The 17,148-nt window shown below is 32.5% G+C and carries 12 protein-coding genes; 6 read left to right on the top strand and 6 right to left on the bottom strand.

All coding sequences use genetic code 11. The features are described 5' to 3' along the window. Nucleotides 1-309 precede the first annotated feature (309 nt). Both JYK00_RS02740 and JYK00_RS02735 read left to right on the top strand, forming a co-directional pair. Nucleotides 310-3,507 carry a UvrD-helicase domain-containing protein gene (locus JYK00_RS02740; RefSeq protein ID WP_228288193.1) on the top strand — a complete coding sequence of 1,066 codons (3,198 nt, stop codon included), beginning with the start codon at nucleotides 310-312 and terminating at the stop codon, nucleotides 3,505-3,507. Then, entirely contained in the window at nucleotides 3,504-6,683 is a 3,180-nt protein-coding gene (locus tag JYK00_RS02735; RefSeq protein ID WP_207567177.1) for a PD-(D/E)XK nuclease family protein, read from the top strand. Before JYK00_RS02740 ends, JYK00_RS02735 begins: the two co-directional genes overlap by 4 nt. Nucleotides 6,684-7,040: 357 nt before the next feature. On the opposite strand, the gene JYK00_RS02730 is transcribed toward JYK00_RS02735, so the two are convergent. From JYK00_RS02730 to JYK00_RS02715, 4 genes are all read right to left on the bottom strand, one after another. After that, entirely contained in the window at nucleotides 7,041-7,406 is a 366-nt protein-coding gene (locus tag JYK00_RS02730; RefSeq protein WP_207567176.1) for a NifB/NifX family molybdenum-iron cluster-binding protein, read from the bottom strand. 74 nt (nucleotides 7,407-7,480) lie between these two features. Continuing rightward, the gene (locus JYK00_RS02725) at nucleotides 7,481-7,753 is read right to left on the bottom strand and encodes a DUF5320 family protein (protein WP_207567175.1); all 273 of its coding nucleotides are present in this window, start codon (nucleotides 7,751-7,753) and stop codon (nucleotides 7,481-7,483) included. Between the two features lies 1 nt (nucleotide 7,754). Then, entirely contained in the window at nucleotides 7,755-7,985 is a 231-nt protein-coding gene (locus tag JYK00_RS02720) for a DUF5320 domain-containing protein (protein WP_207567174.1), read from the bottom strand. Further along, nucleotides 7,982-8,362 (bottom strand): PadR family transcriptional regulator, encoded by a 381-nt coding sequence (locus JYK00_RS02715; RefSeq protein ID WP_207567173.1) that lies wholly within the window; start codon nucleotides 8,360-8,362, stop codon nucleotides 7,982-7,984. Before JYK00_RS02715 ends, JYK00_RS02720 begins: the two co-directional genes overlap by 4 nt. A 432-nt stretch (nucleotides 8,363-8,794) precedes the next feature. Between JYK00_RS02715 and JYK00_RS02710 the strand changes: the two genes are divergently transcribed. Beyond that, entirely contained in the window at nucleotides 8,795-10,159 is a 1,365-nt protein-coding gene (locus JYK00_RS02710) for an ATP-binding protein (protein ID WP_207567172.1), read from the top strand. A gap of 221 nt (nucleotides 10,160-10,380) precedes the next feature. Here JYK00_RS02710 and trhA read toward each other — a convergent pair whose 3' ends face one another. Further along, the gene (gene trhA, locus JYK00_RS02705; protein ID WP_207567171.1) at nucleotides 10,381-11,040 is read right to left on the bottom strand and encodes a PAQR family membrane homeostasis protein TrhA; all 660 of its coding nucleotides are present in this window, start codon (nucleotides 11,038-11,040) and stop codon (nucleotides 10,381-10,383) included. Nucleotides 11,041-11,127: 87 nt separating this feature from the next. On the opposite strand from trhA, the gene JYK00_RS02700 reads away from it, so the two are divergent. The 3 genes from JYK00_RS02700 (at nucleotide 11,128) to JYK00_RS02690 (ending at nucleotide 16,123) form a co-directional block, all read left to right on the top strand. Next, entirely contained in the window at nucleotides 11,128-12,873 is a 1,746-nt protein-coding gene (locus JYK00_RS02700) for a M3 family oligoendopeptidase (protein ID WP_207567170.1), read from the top strand. 423 nt (nucleotides 12,874-13,296) lie between these two features. After that, nucleotides 13,297-15,465 carry a GumC family protein gene (locus JYK00_RS02695; RefSeq protein ID WP_207567169.1) on the top strand — a complete coding sequence of 723 codons (2,169 nt, stop codon included), beginning with the start codon at nucleotides 13,297-13,299 and terminating at the stop codon, nucleotides 15,463-15,465. A gap of 37 nt (nucleotides 15,466-15,502) precedes the next feature. Next, nucleotides 15,503-16,123 carry a CpsB/CapC family capsule biosynthesis tyrosine phosphatase gene (locus JYK00_RS02690; protein ID WP_207567168.1) on the top strand — a complete coding sequence of 207 codons (621 nt, stop codon included), beginning with the start codon at nucleotides 15,503-15,505 and terminating at the stop codon, nucleotides 16,121-16,123. 21 nt (nucleotides 16,124-16,144) lie between these two features. On the opposite strand, the gene JYK00_RS02685 is transcribed toward JYK00_RS02690, so the two are convergent. Next, complete coding sequence (locus tag JYK00_RS02685) at nucleotides 16,145-17,140, bottom strand: mannose-1-phosphate guanylyltransferase (protein ID WP_207567167.1); 996 nt, start codon at nucleotides 17,138-17,140, stop codon at nucleotides 16,145-16,147. Nucleotides 17,141-17,148: the final 8 nt, after the last annotated feature.

Raw genomic sequence — 17,148 nt, 5'->3', positions numbered from 1 at the left:
CAGAAAAAGTAGCGAGGGTTGGCAAGATTAGCAAGATTGGTAAAAGATAAGATTCCTCGCTTTGCTCGGAATGACAATAGAAACAAGATCCCTCACATTCGTTCGGAATGACACTCTTTTTTTATGTCATTCCGAGGAGCGGATGCGACGAGGAATCTTGATTGACTTTCAAAAGGAGACGATCCCTCACATCCGTTCGGGATGACAGGAAAAAGGGGAGAGGATGACAAAAAATAGCGAGAGTTGGCGGTGGATGGGAAAAGATAGTATAATTATGTTGACTTTTTAATATGTTTTTGAGGTGAGATGGTGGAAGGACAGGATGTATTGTCTATTATACGAAAAAATCCCAATATGAATTATTTTATTTCAGCTTCTGCAGGCACTGGTAAAACTTACACTATTACTCAGTATTATATTTCTATACTGGAATTTTACGAGAAAAAGAATTATCCAGAAATAGTTGATGAGATAGTTGCGGTTACTTTTACCAGGAAAGCAGCAGGGGAAATGAAGGAGAGAATAACAAAAAGTATTAAAGAAAAAATAGACAAAAGATCCGGCAATGTCAAGTACTGGAGAAATGTTCAAACAGCGATGTCCCGGGCCATTATTTCTACTATAGATAGTTTTTGTCAGAGAATATTAAGGGAAGAAAATTTAAAAGTGGGAATAGATCCCAATTTTACGATAATAAGCGATGTAAAAGCCGCTAAGTTGATAGACAAGGCTGTTTATTTGACACTAAAGTATACTTTTGAAATTTATGACAATGGAAATGTGGAAGTAACAACAAGACTATCTTCTTATCGAAGACAAAAAGTAAAAGAACTTCTCGATGAACTTTTGCTCTATAAAAATGGTATTAAAGTGTTGTTTGAACGAATGAAAAGTGTTGGAATAATAGAAGAATTACTCCGGGAAACACTTGTCAACTGGAGAACCGAAATTAAAATGGCCACAATAAGCAGCGCTATTGAAGACATAGCAAAAGACGCTTCTGAAGCTTTAAAGGCTTTTAGAATAATGGTTTTAATAGCAAAAGAAATATACGAGGGAAATACCATAGATAATTTCGAGTTTGACTTTAAAGCTATTCTTGAAAAGACCATAGAAATTTTCGACGATGATGAAATTAACGAAAAATACAAAAATCGCTATAAATACATTATAGTTGACGAATTTCAGGACACAAATTATTTGCAAAAGGAGCTTTTTGATAAATTACACAGCGATAATAATTATATATTTTACGTTGGAGATAGAAAACAGTCGATTTACAGGTTCCGTGGAGCTGATGTTTCTGTTTTTATAAGAACACAGCAGGAATTTGAACAGAAAGAAAAAGAAGGTAAAAATTACAAAGTTCTCGCTTTAAAAGATAATTACAGATCCCATCCCGAATTAGTTTCGTTTTTCAACACAATTTCCCGCGAAACTCTTTTCAATAAAAATATTATTACATCGGAAAATAATGATGATGTATTTTTTTATGAAGTATTTAAAACTATCGAACCTTCTTTATACGAAAAACTGTGGTTTAGTGAAAAATTGGACAATTCAAATGCAAAATTAATCTGCGAAAAAGACAAAATCCCGGGTATTTTTCAGGAAAAAGGTAGCAGAATAAAATATATACTAATAAACCAGGAGAAGCTAAATAAAGAAAAGAGGATAAAAGCTGAAGCAGAAGCTGCTGCTTTTGTTATAAATTCTCTGGTTGGAAAAGAATTGAAAATGAAAAAAAGATCAGGAGAAAAAATTGAATACGAAGTTACAACAATAAAATATGGAGATTTTGCAATTTTACGTTCAAGAATAGCAAACGTGGAAGAAGTTTATCAAGAAGTATTTAGAAATCACGGGATTCCTCTTTACATTGTGGGCGGAAAAAATTTTTACAACAGACTTGAAATAAAAGCTGTGTTAAGCGCGTTATACGCCGTTCAAAATCCGAATAATAATTTCTATTTTACACAGTTTTTCTTTTCTCCATTAGTAATGGGGGATTTTAAATCTTACGATAAAATTGTGTCTTCAAAAAAAGATAAAAAAGATTATTTATTTCAGGTTGCCAAACAAATAAGTGGTGAATTAAATGAAAATATCCAGAAGGCTTTAAAAATACTGGAAAAATATGCAGAATTAAAATATTATATACGTCCAACAGAGGTGTTGAAAGGACTTATTAAGGATTTGAATTATTTTGAAAAACTTACATATTTCAAGGATTACAAAAATGCGATTTTAAACGTGAAAAAACTTCTTTTAGAAGCATCGAATTTTGATCAAATAGCGTCTTCTTTTTCAGAGCTTGTTAGACTTATAAAGCGTTTAAATGAAAGTGTAGAAGCGGAAGCTTCTCTTGAAGATGAAACATCCGACAGTGTAAAATTAATGTCCATCCATGCTTCAAAGGGTTTGGAGTTTAAAATAGTCCTGTTAGGTGATTTGTTTAGCGAAAAACGCAGGTCAACGAATAAGGAAAATCTGCAATTTACCCATCCAGATAGTAGTGGAAAAAGATATTATGTACTCAAAAAATTCATAAACGAATTTAAAGATGATTTTCCAGCAGAAAAGCAAGAAAAGTTTCAGGAAGCGCTTAAGGAATTTTACATAAACGATGTTTATGACGCCACTGAAGCAAGGCGAAAGCTGTATGTAGCTATAACCAGAGCTTCTGAAATGTTCATCCCTATATTGTTTGCAAAAGATCCAGGAGAACCACCAAAGTCTTATTTCGCTAATATTAAAGAATTATCCAGTTATGGTGTTATAAATGTAAATCCAGAAGATATCAAGATCAATTCTGAAAATATTCCTGCTGAAACTATATTTTCTGAAAAAATTCCCCCTGAAAATCTAAGCGATTTTAGAAAAAAAGCTTACAGAATGTACATATCACCAACAAGTATTTACAATTTTCTTCCTTTTAAAGAAATCAAAGAAAAAGAGTTATCAACGGAATTTCTGGAAGAACCTGACTATATGTTAAATTTCCAGAAGTTGTTTTTAGAAGAAACATTTGAAGGCAGTGATATCCACAAAAAACTGGCATCTGTTAATAAACTTTCACAGCTTAAATATCTTGAAGAAATAGGCATACTAAAAATTAAACTTTCAGAAAATCAAATCCTGGCAAAACTTTTTGAAACAAGTGAGGAAATTTTCTCTGAGTGGAGACTTGTAAAACATGTAAATTACGAAGGCAAAGATTATATGTTGTTTGGAATACCGGATAAAGTTTTTAAAATTAACGGCGATTTCATTGTCGTCGATTTTAAGCATTCCGAGTTTCCTGGAAAAGGAAAAGCAAAGCAACTTCAAAAATATGATTTCCAGTTAAAATTCTATATGTATCTTTTAAAAGATTTCGGGAAGGTAAAAGAAGGATACATAATTAGTACAAGAACAGGTGAAACAATAAAAATAATGCCCCCAGAAGATAGTTTTGAAAATACAATATTTGAATTATTGAAACTTTCAGAGAAGGTGGAACAGTGAAAAAAGCTATAGTAATAGAGCTGAGCAAGAATCATTTTGATGAAATAGCCAGTAGAATCACCGATATTTACATACCCAAGCCTTTTTCTTCTCTTTTTATAGGCCCAACAGGCTTTTATGTAAGACAAATAGCTGATAAAATAGCGCGGAAAATCAATAAAACATTAAACAGAGATGCCTTCAGGGTTATAAATCAATATGTTACTGAAACACTGGTAAGAAATAATTTCGATGCAATAGTACTTGATCGAGAATTTTTTAAAGTTTTTATTGCAGGTGAAATAGAAGAACTTATAAAAAGATACGAAAAAAAACGCGATGATTATTATGACTTTTTAAAAGTCGTCTCCCGTTCAAGTGGAGTGATAGACTACATCCTTGAAATATTTGAAAAGGCCTGGGAATTAAAAAATTCCACCGAGGATAATTTATCATACCAATACCAGGAAATTCAGGAGATCCTATTACAGGAAAACTTTCTCTCCCGCCTTGTTAACGAGCTTCTTGATGAAATAAATGATATTTTTAAAAGCAGCACAAAACTTTACGACCCAATAACTGTTTATAAATGGTATATTGAAAATGCACACTATGTTGAAAAAAAGAAAGAAAACTTAATTATAAGTGGCTTTTTTGATTTAACTCCTTTATTGAAAGACGTGTTAAAAAAGATGTTTGAACTAAGTGAAAATGTTTATTTTTATGTATGGGATAAAGTTGAAGATCGCGCTTTTGAGGAAATTGACAAAATATATTCTTTTTTAGAAGAAAATGGTTTTGAATTTGAAAATGTTAAAACTCGCTCAAAAAGGAAGTTAATAGACATAGTTAAAGGTATAAAGGTATATTATTACAAAGATCCAACTGCAGAAATCAAACTTATCTCTGGAGAAATTAAAAAACTTCTAATAGAAGAAAAAGCAGCACCTGGCGATATTGCCGTAATTGCTCCCACATCTCAAATTATGCTGCAGATTGCCGAAGAATTCAAAGAGATGCTTGTTCCCTATCGTTTAGCTGGAATTATAAAGCTTTCAGACAGTAAAATTGTCAAAATGCTTCTACAGCCTTTGAAAACAATTTACGGAGGATATGATACAGAAGATTTGCTTGCAATAATTGAATCCCCCTTTATAAAAGATAGAGTTATTACAATGGATCAAATTGAAAAACTGTTTAAGGAATTTGGATTTTACGCTCTTGACCTTAAACCATCTGATTACAAAAATTGGACTAAAATAAATGAATATTACATCAAACCTATTAACAGGAAGATAGAAGAACTTTCTAAAGTAATAGATGATGATACGTACGAGGATCGTCAAAAGAAAATAGAAGAATACACACATTTCAGGTATATTGTTGAAAAAACATTTAAAATGCTTTTTGATATACAAAACAATTTGAAAAAAAAGGATTTCATTACGTGGTTTAAAAAATTTATCAAAAATCAGGTTTCACAGCTTGAACTTTTCAAAAATAGCGTCTACAAAGAATATTTAAAAGAAGACAGTCTTGTAAAAGAGCTTAACGCCCTTGGAAAATTTGTTGAAGTGATTGAGAAAGTTGAAAACAATACAGGGCAACTTTTTAAAAATCAAAGGGTAAAATGGGAAACAATGTATAAAATACTGACTAATATTGTAAATATCGAAACTTTCAAAACTACCAACAGATATTCAAATGCGGTTGAGATTTTAGATATTCAAACAGCAAGGTTTGTTAAAAAGAAATACAAGTTTTTTATCCATTTTACAGATGGTTATTATCCCTCGCTCAATGTTAATCCATTAATCCTACAGGCAACAAAAGATCCAAAGCAAATCAAAAAATTCAATGAAACATTAGAACGCAGAAATATTATTTTATCCTTTTCCTTTGCAGAAAATATTATCGTTTCCGCTCCACTTTCAACATTGACAGGTGAGCCTTTGCTAATTTCTCAATATATAAAAGAATTTTTTAAGAAAGAAGGAGAATTTTATCAATTAAATGGTATATTACCCGATGCACAAAATATCTATTCTTTGCAGGATAAAGAAATATTCGAACACTTAATAAAAAATCACTCCCGACGTCTCACAACAAATATTTCAAACTGGATTGGTAATTTTGATGAAAATACCCTGCTCAGTCACAGTAAAATTTCAGATTTTGTAGATTGCCCTTTCTTATTCTATTTAAAAGTAATTGCTAATGTTAAACCGCTTTTTGAAGAAAAGTATTATCTTTACAAAGGAATTTTATATCATAGAGTTCTTGAAAAACTATTTAGAGAAAATACTTTTACGCATGAAACAGAAATAAATGAGAATAAAATAAGAAAAATTGTTGAAAAAGAATATGAAGAAATATTTATTGACGAAATGAGCAGGTATTCCATTCCAAAGAACCTTTTAATTGAAGAATTTACAGATAACCTATATAGCTTTTTAAAAGAGCATTTATCTGAAAAAGGTTACGTGCAAATAGCAGGAAAATATAGCCTCCACAAAAAGAAAACTTTAAAAACAGAAGCAAAATATAGAAAAAGCATAGCATTAAACAAAAAACAGTATAACTTTGAAGTAAGAATAGATAGAATAGATGAGATAGGAGAAAATTTTATGATTTTCGAAGGAAAAAATGCAAAAGAAATAAGCAAGGCGCTTACCAAATCAAATAAAAAGGCGTACGCATTAATAGATTACAAGAATTCTTTAAGCAGGATAATAGCAGAGCAACTTTTAATATATGATCTTGTTGTAAGAAAAGGTGGTTTTTCGAATGAAAATAGTTATGACTCGTTTCTGATATTTTTCGGTATTGAAAGAAAAAATAACAAAAAAAGCTTTTTCATAAAACATCAGGTAACTGAAACTGAGAATGGAACAATAGAAGAGTTAATAATACCAGGAGCAGGTAAATCTAAAAGCTATTTTGTTCTACCGTATAAGTTCTTTCTGAACTGGCTTGAATTTGTTATTGAAAATATTTCTTCAGGATACTTTGTTCCAATTGCTGTTGAAAAAAAATTAAATAGATTTCTAACATACGCTGCCAGAATAAGTGAAAAAAATCTTGCAGAGAGCGGTGAAAATAAAGAAAAGAAGTGCATAAATTATCATCAAAGTTGTTACTTCGCAGATATATGTAATAGCTTTGAAATATATGAAAATGTACGTCTTTTAAAATAAAAAAAAGGAAGAACACATGTGAGGGGGATGTCATCCTGAGGAGTGGGAAGGCGAAGGATCTTATTTTACCAACCTCGCTAACTCTCGCTAAATATAAGATTCCTCACCCTTCGGGTTCGGAATGACATGGGCGATGGATTCCTCGTCGCGTGCGCTCCTCGGAATGGCACGGAGGGGGAATTCCTCGCCTCCCCGCTCCCAGGAATGGCGTTCTCCTTTTTTATCATCCCGAGGAATATTCCTCTCTTGTCATCCCGAGGAACGAAGTGACGAGGGATCTTATTCCTATTGTCATTCCGAGTAAAGCGAGGAATCTTGTTTTTTTACTAACCTCGCCAACCTCGTTAATTTCGCCAATCAATGACTATGAAATTTTTCTTTTACTCTATAATCAGTGTCTTTCAATATACCTTTTAAATAGGAATTGATCACTTCTTCCACTGTTCCACTTGCTCCTCTTATAACATTTATTTCAAAGCGTTTCAAAAATTCTACAGCGCGTGCTCCAATTCCCCTTACTATTAAAACTGAAACTTTTTTACTGGAAATATATTCCGGTATGGCTCCAGGTTCATGTTCCTCATAAGGATTTCGCTCTACTAATATTTCTTTTACACTTCCATTCTCTATTTCAACAAAAGCAAAAAATGGAGCATGACCAAAATGTTCAGAAATTCTCGAATCTTTACCTTTATTTTCAACAACAGGTATCGCGATAATCATTTTTTTCGCTCCTTTCTTAATATCTTTCTTGCTACTAAAAACCCACACACCAAATTAGTGTGTGGGTAAAATTATCACCATCTACCGCGTCTGTTAAATCCTCCAAATCCTCTGCTCCAGCCAAAAAATCCTCTACCAAATCCATAACCTCTATTCCAACCAAAAAACCTTCCTCTGCCAAATCCTCTACCGAATCCTCCACCAAATCCATAACCTCTGCCAACACCGTATCCCGGAGCATGTAGATTAAACAATCTTAAACTCCTTTTTGGCGCTGCACCGCAATAACCTCTACCCCAGCCTATTGGACCAGTTCCCAATGGGCCTGTACCATCAAATCCTGGCATATCACTCACCTCCTTCTTGAAGGTATCTATTTAACATGTTTAATCTTTCTTCAACGAAATCCAGTTCACTTTTCAGATAATCTCGGTAATCCAAAAGCATATCCCTCTCATTTTCAATAAAATATTTTTCCTCTTCCGGTGTTGGAGCATAACCATAAGCTCTACCATACCCTGCTCCCCAGTTTCTACCAAATCCGAAACATCTACCAAAGCCTCTCCCGTAACCTCTCATTTTTCCGCCTCCTTATTTTTACTTAACCTTTCATATTCTTCCAAAAATTTGCTAAATAGTTTTGAAAGTTCTTTTATCTCTTTTGCCATTTCTTTTAAAAACATCTCCCCTATTGATGTTATTCTATAAACTTTTCTTATTGGACCTTCTCCTTCTTGAAGAGAATAAGTTATAAAGCCATTCATTTCCATTTTTCTTAACATACGATATATAACTCCTGGATCATGTTGAAATCTGTAAAAGTTGAGTTCGTTAAGCCGCTGGATGATTTCGTAACCATGACCTGGTTTTTCTTTTAAAAGAAGCAAAAGCATTGCTGCTAAAACCCCACCCTGACCAAATCCTCTTCTTCCTCCTCTTCCAAAACCTCCCGGCATTTTTTTACCTCCTATCTATATTCGCATTCCTTCAATACTAATTATATATCACTATTGATAAAATGTCAATAGTGGCAAAAGATAATAGCGAGATTGGCGAGAGTTGGCGAGGGTTAGCGAGGTTAGTAAAAAAACAAGATTCCTCGCTTCGCTCGGAATGACAATAGGAATAAGATCCCTCGTCACTTCGTTCCTCGGGATGACTTTCTTTTTTTGTCATTCCGAACCCGAAGGGTGAGGAATCTTGTAATTAGCAAGATTGGCAAGATTAGCGAGGTTAGTAAAATAAGATCCTTCGCTGCACTCAGGATGACAAAAAAGAAAAGAGCCTTCGTCACTGGTACTTTTCAGATTGACAAATTATAATATGTTTGCTAACATTATTATGGATAACATTATGTTATACATCATATATAATCAGGGGGAGATATTATGAAGTTTTACAATCGAAAAAAAGAATTAAGTTTTTTGAATGAAATCAAATCAAGAAAGAATGAAAATATTTTTGTTGTTATCTACGGTCGAAGAAGAATAGGAAAAACTACTTTGGTAAGAAAGGCTTTCGAAAACGAAGAAAATGTTTTCTATTATTTCGTAGAGGTTTTGAACCAGAATAATTTGCTTGAAAAAATAAGTCTATCTTTTTCAAAAGCTGTTTTTAAAGATTGGTATGACTTGTTTATGGAACTCTTTGAAAAGTTTGAATATGTTATATTTGATGAATTTCAAAATTTTTATAAAGTGTCTCCTTCTATTCTTTATTCGCTTCAAAAAGCATGGGACGAAATAAAATTTAGAAATTATAATACCAAATTAATTGTTTTAGGTTCGTATGTGGGACTTATGAAAAAGATATTTTACGACAGCAAGATGCCACTTTTTGGCAGGAAAGATTATTTAATGAATCTTCAGGAGTTTTCATTGAACGAGTCAATAAAGATGCTGATAGAGTTTGGTTATTCATCCGAAGAAGCATTTGAAATTTATTCAATAGTTGGAGGGATTCCAAATTATCTTTTATTTTTTAAGGAAAAAAAATCTTTAGATAATCTCATTTTTGAACTGTTTTTGAAAGATTATGCGCCACTGAAAAACGAAGGAGAAAATATTTTGGCGCTGGAATTTGGTAGCGAGCATAGAAGTTATTTTTCAATATTGGAAGCACTTGCAGGGGCACCAAAAAGTATTTCTGAAATTTCTGATATTTCAAAGGTTGAAAAAACATCTTTACCACGTTTTTTAAAAGAGCTCAAAGAAGAGTATGGAATTGTAAAGGGTGAAGAACCCCTATTGTCTCAGAAAAAAAGAATGAAAAAATACAAAATAAATGACTTCTTTTTTGATTTCTATTTTACCTTTATTAGAAAAAATTTATCTACAATAGAATTTACTCCCGAAAAAGCATTTGAAATTGTCTGGAAAGCACTTCCACAGTATTTTGGATTGAAATTTGAACAAATTTGTACAAAATTTCTAATGGAAAAATCAGAATTTTTAGGATTTATACCAGAAAGAATTGGAAAAACATGGGGGAAAATACCTGGGGAGAAAAATAAATCTTTTGATATTGACCTTGTTGCATATGACATGGAAAATATAGTGTTTGGTGAATGTAAATGGACAAATAAAAAAGTAGGTATAGAAGAATATAATAAACTTGTAGTAAGAAGTAGTTATGTAAAAAGTGGAAATAGAAAAAAGAGATACATAATTTTTTCAAAATCCGGTTTTAAAAAAGAGTTATTTAAAATTAAAGACCTGCTTTTATTAACCCCAGAGAATATGGTGAAACAATAATATTGGCAAATTAGCAAGTGTTGGCGAGATTGGCAAGAGTTAGCGAGATTAGCGAGAGTTAGCGAGGTTAGTAAAAAAACAAGATTCCTCGCTTCACTCGGAATGACAATAGGAATAAGATCCCTCGTCACTTCGTTCCTCGGGATGACACTCTTTTTTTGTCATTCCGAACCCGAAGGGTGAGGAATCTTGATTTAGCGAGTGTTGGTATAGCAGTTTTTTCAAACGTAAAAAAACACAGCAAAAAAATGCGAAATGCTACCGAGTAACACAATAACATGCCATATTGCATGGTGATATGGTATTTTTCTCCATATGTAAAATATTGTTCCAATTGTATAGAAAATTCCACCAATAACAAGCCAATAAACTCCTTTTTCTGGCAAATTAGAAACAAGCGGTTTCATAGCAAAAACAACCAGCCATCCCATTAAAATGTAAAGCAATGTGGAAGTTATACGCAATTGTTTAACAAAAAAGACTTTAAATACTATACCTAAAATTGCCAGTGTCCAGACAATTCCAAATAGAATCCATCCAATAGTTCCTCTCAAAGTTACCAGGGTAAAAGGTGTATATGTTCCAGCAATTAATATGAAGATACTGGCATGGTCAAATATTTCGAAAATATTTTTAACTTTTTTGTGCGTTATTGAATGGTACAGCGTGGAAAAAAGATAAAGAACAAACAATGAAAAACCGTATATTGAAGTGCTAACAATTTTCCAGACATTTCCTTCAATACTTGAAAACACCACTAAAAGAACTATAGCTACCAGGCTTAAAAGAGCACCTATTCCATGTGTTATGGCATTAACTATTTCCTCTTTTGGTGAATATTTTTCTTCGTTTTTTAAATCAAATTTTCTTAATTTAAACACGTTTTACACCCCTTTAAATGCAAGTTTAAATATGATATGATTTAATTATAGCATTAAAATTGCATTAATAGTAGGGGGGATAAAATCATGAAATGGGATCTTGGTGTTTTTTACAAAAATGCGAAGGACCCAGAAATATTGGAAGAGTTAAAAAGGAATCTCGAAAATATGAGAGAACTTGCTGAAAAGTATGAAAACAGATTAAACGAACGGATCCTTGCAGAAGAGTTCGAAAATTTCCTGAGAAATCAAGAAAAGATTTTAGAAAGAACCTTAAAAGTTGTACAATTTGCAGGACTGTATTTTTCTGAAAATACTCAAAATCCTGAAGCACAAAAGCTTTTAAACATATCGCATCAATACTTTTCTCAAATGGAAGAAGTAATGGCATCGTTGAAAAGTGCTGTTGCAAAACTTTCCGATGAAAAATTAACAAAGTTATCTGAAGAAATTCCACAATATTCTTATTTTTTCGAAAAAATTAAAGACGAGAAAAAACATATTCTGTCAAAAGATGCTGAACAAATTTTAGCAGCTACAAGTATATCAAGAAGAGACGCTTTAGCTGAACTGTATGAGAAAATAGTTTCATCTTATACATTTGAAATAGAGATAGATGGAGAAAAAAAGGTTCTAAACGATAGTCAAATGAGAGCTCTTAGAAAATCCCCAGATGGAAAGCTCAGAAAAGAAGCTATGAGACTGTTATTTAAAAAATATGAAGAGGATAAAATTCCTCTGAATGGTCTTTATAATATCGTTGTAAAAGACTATGACACAGAAGCTCGACTTAGAAAATTTCCTAAACCAATTTCAATGAGAAACCTCGCCAATAGCGTAACAGATGAAAGTGTAAATAAACTAATTGAAGTAACCACTGAAAATACTGAAATTGTTCACAAATATTACAAATGGAAAGCAAAAAAGATGGAAGAAAAATTAACTTTAGCAGATATTTATGCTCCAATAACTAATGATGTTAAAAAATATAGCTTTGATGATGCAAAAGAAATAGTGATAGAGGCTTATTATGAGTTTAACGAGCAGGCTGGAAAAATTATTAAAAGCTTTTTTGATGAAAATAGAATTCATTCTGACATAGTTCACGGTAAAGCTGGTGGTGCTTTTTGTTCTTATTACACCCCCAAAATTAAACCTTTTATACTTATGAATTTTAATGGAAATATAAGTGATGTAATGACACTTGCACATGAACTTGGTCATGGATTACATGGAACACTTTCTGCGAAACAAACATTGTTGAATTATCATACTCCATTAACTATGGCAGAGCTCGCCTCAGTTTTCGGTGAATTTTTAGTATTCGACAAACTTAAATCACAATTGACCGGTAAAGAAAAAATTTCTCTTATTGCTTCAACAATAGAAGAAACATTTGCCACAATGTTCCGACAAAATATGTTTGCACGCTTTGAAATTCAAGCCCATGAAAATATTTCAAAAAACGGTTTTGCAACGTGGGAAGAACTTTCCGAATTTTATAAAAAAGAGTTGAAAGTTATGTTCGGAAATAGTGTCGAAATACCACCTGAATACCATTTTGAATGGGCCACTATTCCACATTTATATCATACACCCTTTTATGTTTATGCATATAATTTTGCAAATTGTATTGCAATAGCAATTTACCAGAAGTATCTTGAAGAGGGAAAAAGGTTCGTTCCAAAGTATATTGAACTTTTGGAAAGTGGTGGAAAAGACAAACCAGAAAGACTTCTTAAAAAAGTCGGAATAGACCTTGGCAACGAAAATTTCTGGCAGAAAGCTTTTGATTATTTAAAATCGATGGTAGATGAGATTAGCGAGGGTTAGCGAGAGTTGGCTCTTCCCCATGTCATTCCGAGGAGCGCATGCGACGAGGAATCTTGTAACTGGCGAGGTTGGCAAGATTGACGAGGTTGGTAAAAAATAAGATCCCTCGTCATTACATTCCTCGGGATGACCTTTTCTTTCTTTGTCATTCCGAACCCGAAGGGTGAGGAATCTTATAATTAGCGAGGTTGGCGAGGATTAGTAAAAAAATAAGATTCCTCGCTCCGCTCGGAATGACAGGAGAAAGGATTGTCATTCCGAGGAGCGCATGCGACGAGGAATCTTATAACTGGCGAGGTTGGCGAGGCTTGGTAAGATTGATGAAAAGAAAAAACGCTGTTTCACAAAGCTTGATTACAAGCCTTTTTTCTGGTAAAATTACTATGATTTTCTTAACTTAAAAAACGAGATGGGGGTATAAAAGTGGAACCAGAAATTTATGAAAATGAACTTACTCTGGAAGATATATTTCATATATTTAGAAAGCGTTTCTGGTGGATGTTTCTAACATTTGCAGCTACTGTTAGTCTTACTATATTATACTTATTTTTGGCCACTCCTATTTATGAAGCGGAAGTTACATTAAAAATTGAGTCTTCTCAAGGAAGTTCTATAGGTGGATTATTTTCAGCTCAATTACCTTATGGTGGAAGTTCTGAAATTTCAACGGAAATTGAGCTTATAAAAAGTCGAACAAACCTGGAAAAAATAGTAAAAGATTTAAATTTATTGGAATATTTTAAAAATACCCTAAAGGATCCAAAAGATGTTGAAAACTTAGATGTCCATTCGATAATAAAAATACTTGACGAAATGATAGATGTTTCTCCTGTAAAAGACACAAATATTGTAAGAATCTCTGTCCAGAGTGATGATCCAGTACTGGCAAAGAATATAGCTAATAAACTTGCAGAAGCTTACAATGAGCTTTTAAGAACGTTATCGAAAAATGAGTTTACTATTAGACGAAAATTCATTGAAGAACAAATTCCTAAGGTAGAAAAAGAACTAAAAGATGCAGAAGAACGAATAAGAAAATTTAAAGAGGATAACAGAGTTTTTCTTCTTGATGAGGAAGCAAAATATATTCTCCAATTTTTACTTGAATATGATGGGCAGATAAATTCTTATAATCTTCAAATTCAGGAAAATAGCGCAAAGATAAACGCACTTAACGAGCTGTTAAAAAAGGTGGATATGAAAATCATTTCTTCAGAAACTATTTCATCAAATCCTATAGTAGAACAATTAAAATCAAAATTGGTTGAGTACAAAGTTGAGTTATCGGGACTTCTTCACAGTTATTCGGAAACTGATCCAAAAGTGCTTGAAATAAAAGAAAAAATAGCTGAAACTGAAAAATTGTTAAAAGAACAGGTAGCTCAAGTTGTATCTTCCCAGATAAAAACTCTGAATCCAACATACCAGGATTTATACATGCAACTCATAACTACACAATCTCAACAGGAAGTTTTAAATGCTACTATACTCTCTTTAAAAAAACTCAGGGATAGTTACCAGGAAAAATTATCAAGGCTCCCTCTTTTAGAGCAAAAGTTGTTAGAATTATCAAGAGATTTAAAGGTTAAAGAAAATCTTTATACACTACTGCTGGAAAAACTTGAAGAGACCCGTATAGCAGAAGCCGGGGTTATAGGAACTGCAAAACTTATAGATAAAGCAATAGTTCCCAAAGAACCTATTAAACCAAACAAAAAACTTACCGCTGCTATAGGCGGTGTTCTTGGAATTTTTCTCGGAATTCTCATGGCTTTTATTGTAGAGTATCTTGATAAAAGTGTTAGAGATGAAGATGAAATTAAAAGAATTTCAAGAAATCAAACTATCCTTGGAAGGATTCCAACATTTGAAATAAAAAGTGACCTTAAAACTCCTGAATTAGTTGTTTTAAATTCTCCTATCTCACCTGCTGCAGAATCTATAAAATTAACTTCCACAAATATATCATTCTCAGAAACCCCTCCACCAAATGTAATATCGATCACAAGTTCTGGTCCTGGAGAAGGAAAAACATTAAACGCTGTAAACCTTGCTATATCGTACGCTCAGAATGGCTTTAAAACATTATTAATGGACATGGATATGAGAAGACCACGTATGGAAAAGGCGTTAGGTCTTGAAAGATTTAACATAGGAGTTGTCAACTATATTTTAAAAGATATTCCACTTGAAAGAATTAAACAAAAATACATTGAAAATCTTGATGTTATACCGGTTGGTCCATTACCTCCAAACCCAACTGCACTGCTTACTTCTAATAAATTTGTAGAAATGATGAATATATTAAAAGATGAATATGATAAAATAATAGTTGATCTACCACCAATACTTGCAGCAGCAGACGCTTTGATAGTAACAAGACATACTGATGGACTTGTCCTGGTCGTTAGAGCTGGTAAAACTCTTAAACATTCTTTAAAGATTGCTCTTGAAAATATCTTAACTTCAGGGAGTAAGCTATTGGGAATTATCATTAACGACATAAATGAAAAGAATTCAGGAAACTATTATTATTACTATTATTATCATGACGGAGAGAAAAAAAGAAAAAGAAGGAAAAAAGAACAATAACAATAGTGTAAAATAAAATCAGAAAGGAGGGATATATTTGTTCGATATTCATAATCATCTCTTACCGGGGGTAGATGACGGGGTTAAAAATTTCGATGAAAGTATAAAGTTTTTAGAGACTTTTAAGAAAAATGGTATAACTACTGTTTTCTTTACCCCGCATCTTAATCATCCGTCAGTAAAAACCAACGTAGCAAAGATTAAAGAGAATTATGAAAAGATAAAAATCCATTGTGAAGAATTTGGAATTAAAAGTTTTTTGGGAAGCGAGATATATTTGACTCCAGATGTAAAAGAATTTATACCAATAAAGGATTATTTTTTACTCGTTGAACTACCTACTGATATTTACCCTGTCTACTTACTTGATAAACTTTTTGATCTTCAACTGGAAGGTTATGAAATAATACTCGCTCACGTGGAAAGATATAAATGGCTTGAAGGAAATGGTTTATTAGTGGACAGATTAAAGCATATGAATGTTTATTTCCAGGTTAATTTAGAAGCACTTAACGGAAGCAATTATTTTTTAAAAAGAGATTTAGTTGATTTTATAGCCACAGACTTTCATGGGGAAAAAAGATCTTCTATTGATTTTTCACTTTTTAGAAAATATAATGATATTATAGAAAAGGGTAAAAGCATATTAAAATTATAAAAGACTATAATCAACTTCATTTTAAATTTCCTTCATCTTTTTCACCGCTTCCCTTATTTTCTGTACACCTTCATCTGTAGATACCAATATTCCATGCTCAGATTCCACAACAACAATATTTTTCATTCCTATGACAACAACAGGCTTTGTTGATTTTACAAATACATTTTCACAATCCAACGCCACTACAGAATCACTACTTTTAACTTTTAACTCCTTCAAAGATAACCAGTTTCCAACGTCTGACCAGACAAAATTTGAAGGAATAGTGTATATTCTGTCAGCTTTTTCCATCAAAGCATAATCGATACTGATAGAAGGCACCCTCTTATATATTTCCTCAATATTTTTATTACCTTCAAAAGGTTCAATAACTTCTGGTGAATGTTTTTTCATCTGATCAATAAAATATTTCTTTTTCCACATAAACATTCCACTATTCCAGAAATAATTTCCTTTTTCAAGGTATTTTTTCGCTGTTTCAAAGTCAGGTTTTTCTTTGAATTTTCTAACTGGTACCACGTTAGATTTTTCATTTTTCACATATTTACTTTCTACTTCAATGTATCCATAACCTGTTTCCGGTCTTGTGGGAAATATTCCAAATGTAACTATTCCCTCATTTTTTTCCAGAAAAACAGATGCTCTATCAACCTTTTCCCAGAACGTTTCAACATCTGGAATGTAATGATCAGCTGGAACAATAAATATTATTTCATTATCATCTTCTACACACAAAGTACCAAGCACGCATGCAGGTGCTGTATTTTTCTTCTCAGGTTCTCCCAGGATATTTCCTGACGGTATTTCCGGTAACTCTTCTTTTGTTTTGTTAATATATCTGGCATTTGTTACAACATAAATATCCTTCGGTTTTAATCTGTAAGCAAGCCTTTCAAATGTCTCTCGAATCAAACTCTTTTTCCCAAACAACTTTAAAAATTGCTTGGGAAGTGAATCTGTTGAAAGTGGCCAGAATCTTTCACCAACCCCACCAGCAAGAATTATAGCTTTCATATCATTCC

Source organism: Thermosipho ferrireducens, from assembly GCF_017358165.1.
GTDB lineage: Bacteria > Thermotogota > Thermotogae > Thermotogales > Fervidobacteriaceae > Thermosipho_B > Thermosipho_B ferrireducens.
This window is presented reverse-complemented; position numbering and strand designations above follow the sequence as displayed.

Bases quoted from the DNA above. Each gene is read 5' to 3' on its own strand.
- JYK00_RS02710 (WP_207567172.1), top strand. From the start codon at position 8,795: ATGAAGTTTTACAATCGAAAAAAAGAATTAAGTTTTTTGAATGAAATC.
- JYK00_RS02720 (WP_207567174.1), bottom strand. From the start codon at position 7,985: ATGAGAGGTTACGGGAGAGGCTTTGGTAGATGTTTCGGATTTGGTAGA.
- JYK00_RS02730 (WP_207567176.1), bottom strand. From the start codon at position 7,406: ATGATTATCGCGATACCTGTTGTTGAAAATAAAGGTAAAGATTCGAGA.
- JYK00_RS02685 (WP_207567167.1), bottom strand. From the start codon at position 17,140: ATGAAAGCTATAATTCTTGCTGGTGGGGTTGGTGAAAGATTCTGGCCA.
- JYK00_RS02725 (WP_207567175.1), bottom strand. From the start codon at position 7,753: ATGCCAGGATTTGATGGTACAGGCCCATTGGGAACTGGTCCAATAGGC.
- JYK00_RS02715 (WP_207567173.1), bottom strand. From the start codon at position 8,362: ATGCCGGGAGGTTTTGGAAGAGGAGGAAGAAGAGGATTTGGTCAGGGT.
- JYK00_RS02700 (WP_207567170.1), top strand. From the start codon at position 11,128: ATGAAATGGGATCTTGGTGTTTTTTACAAAAATGCGAAGGACCCAGAA.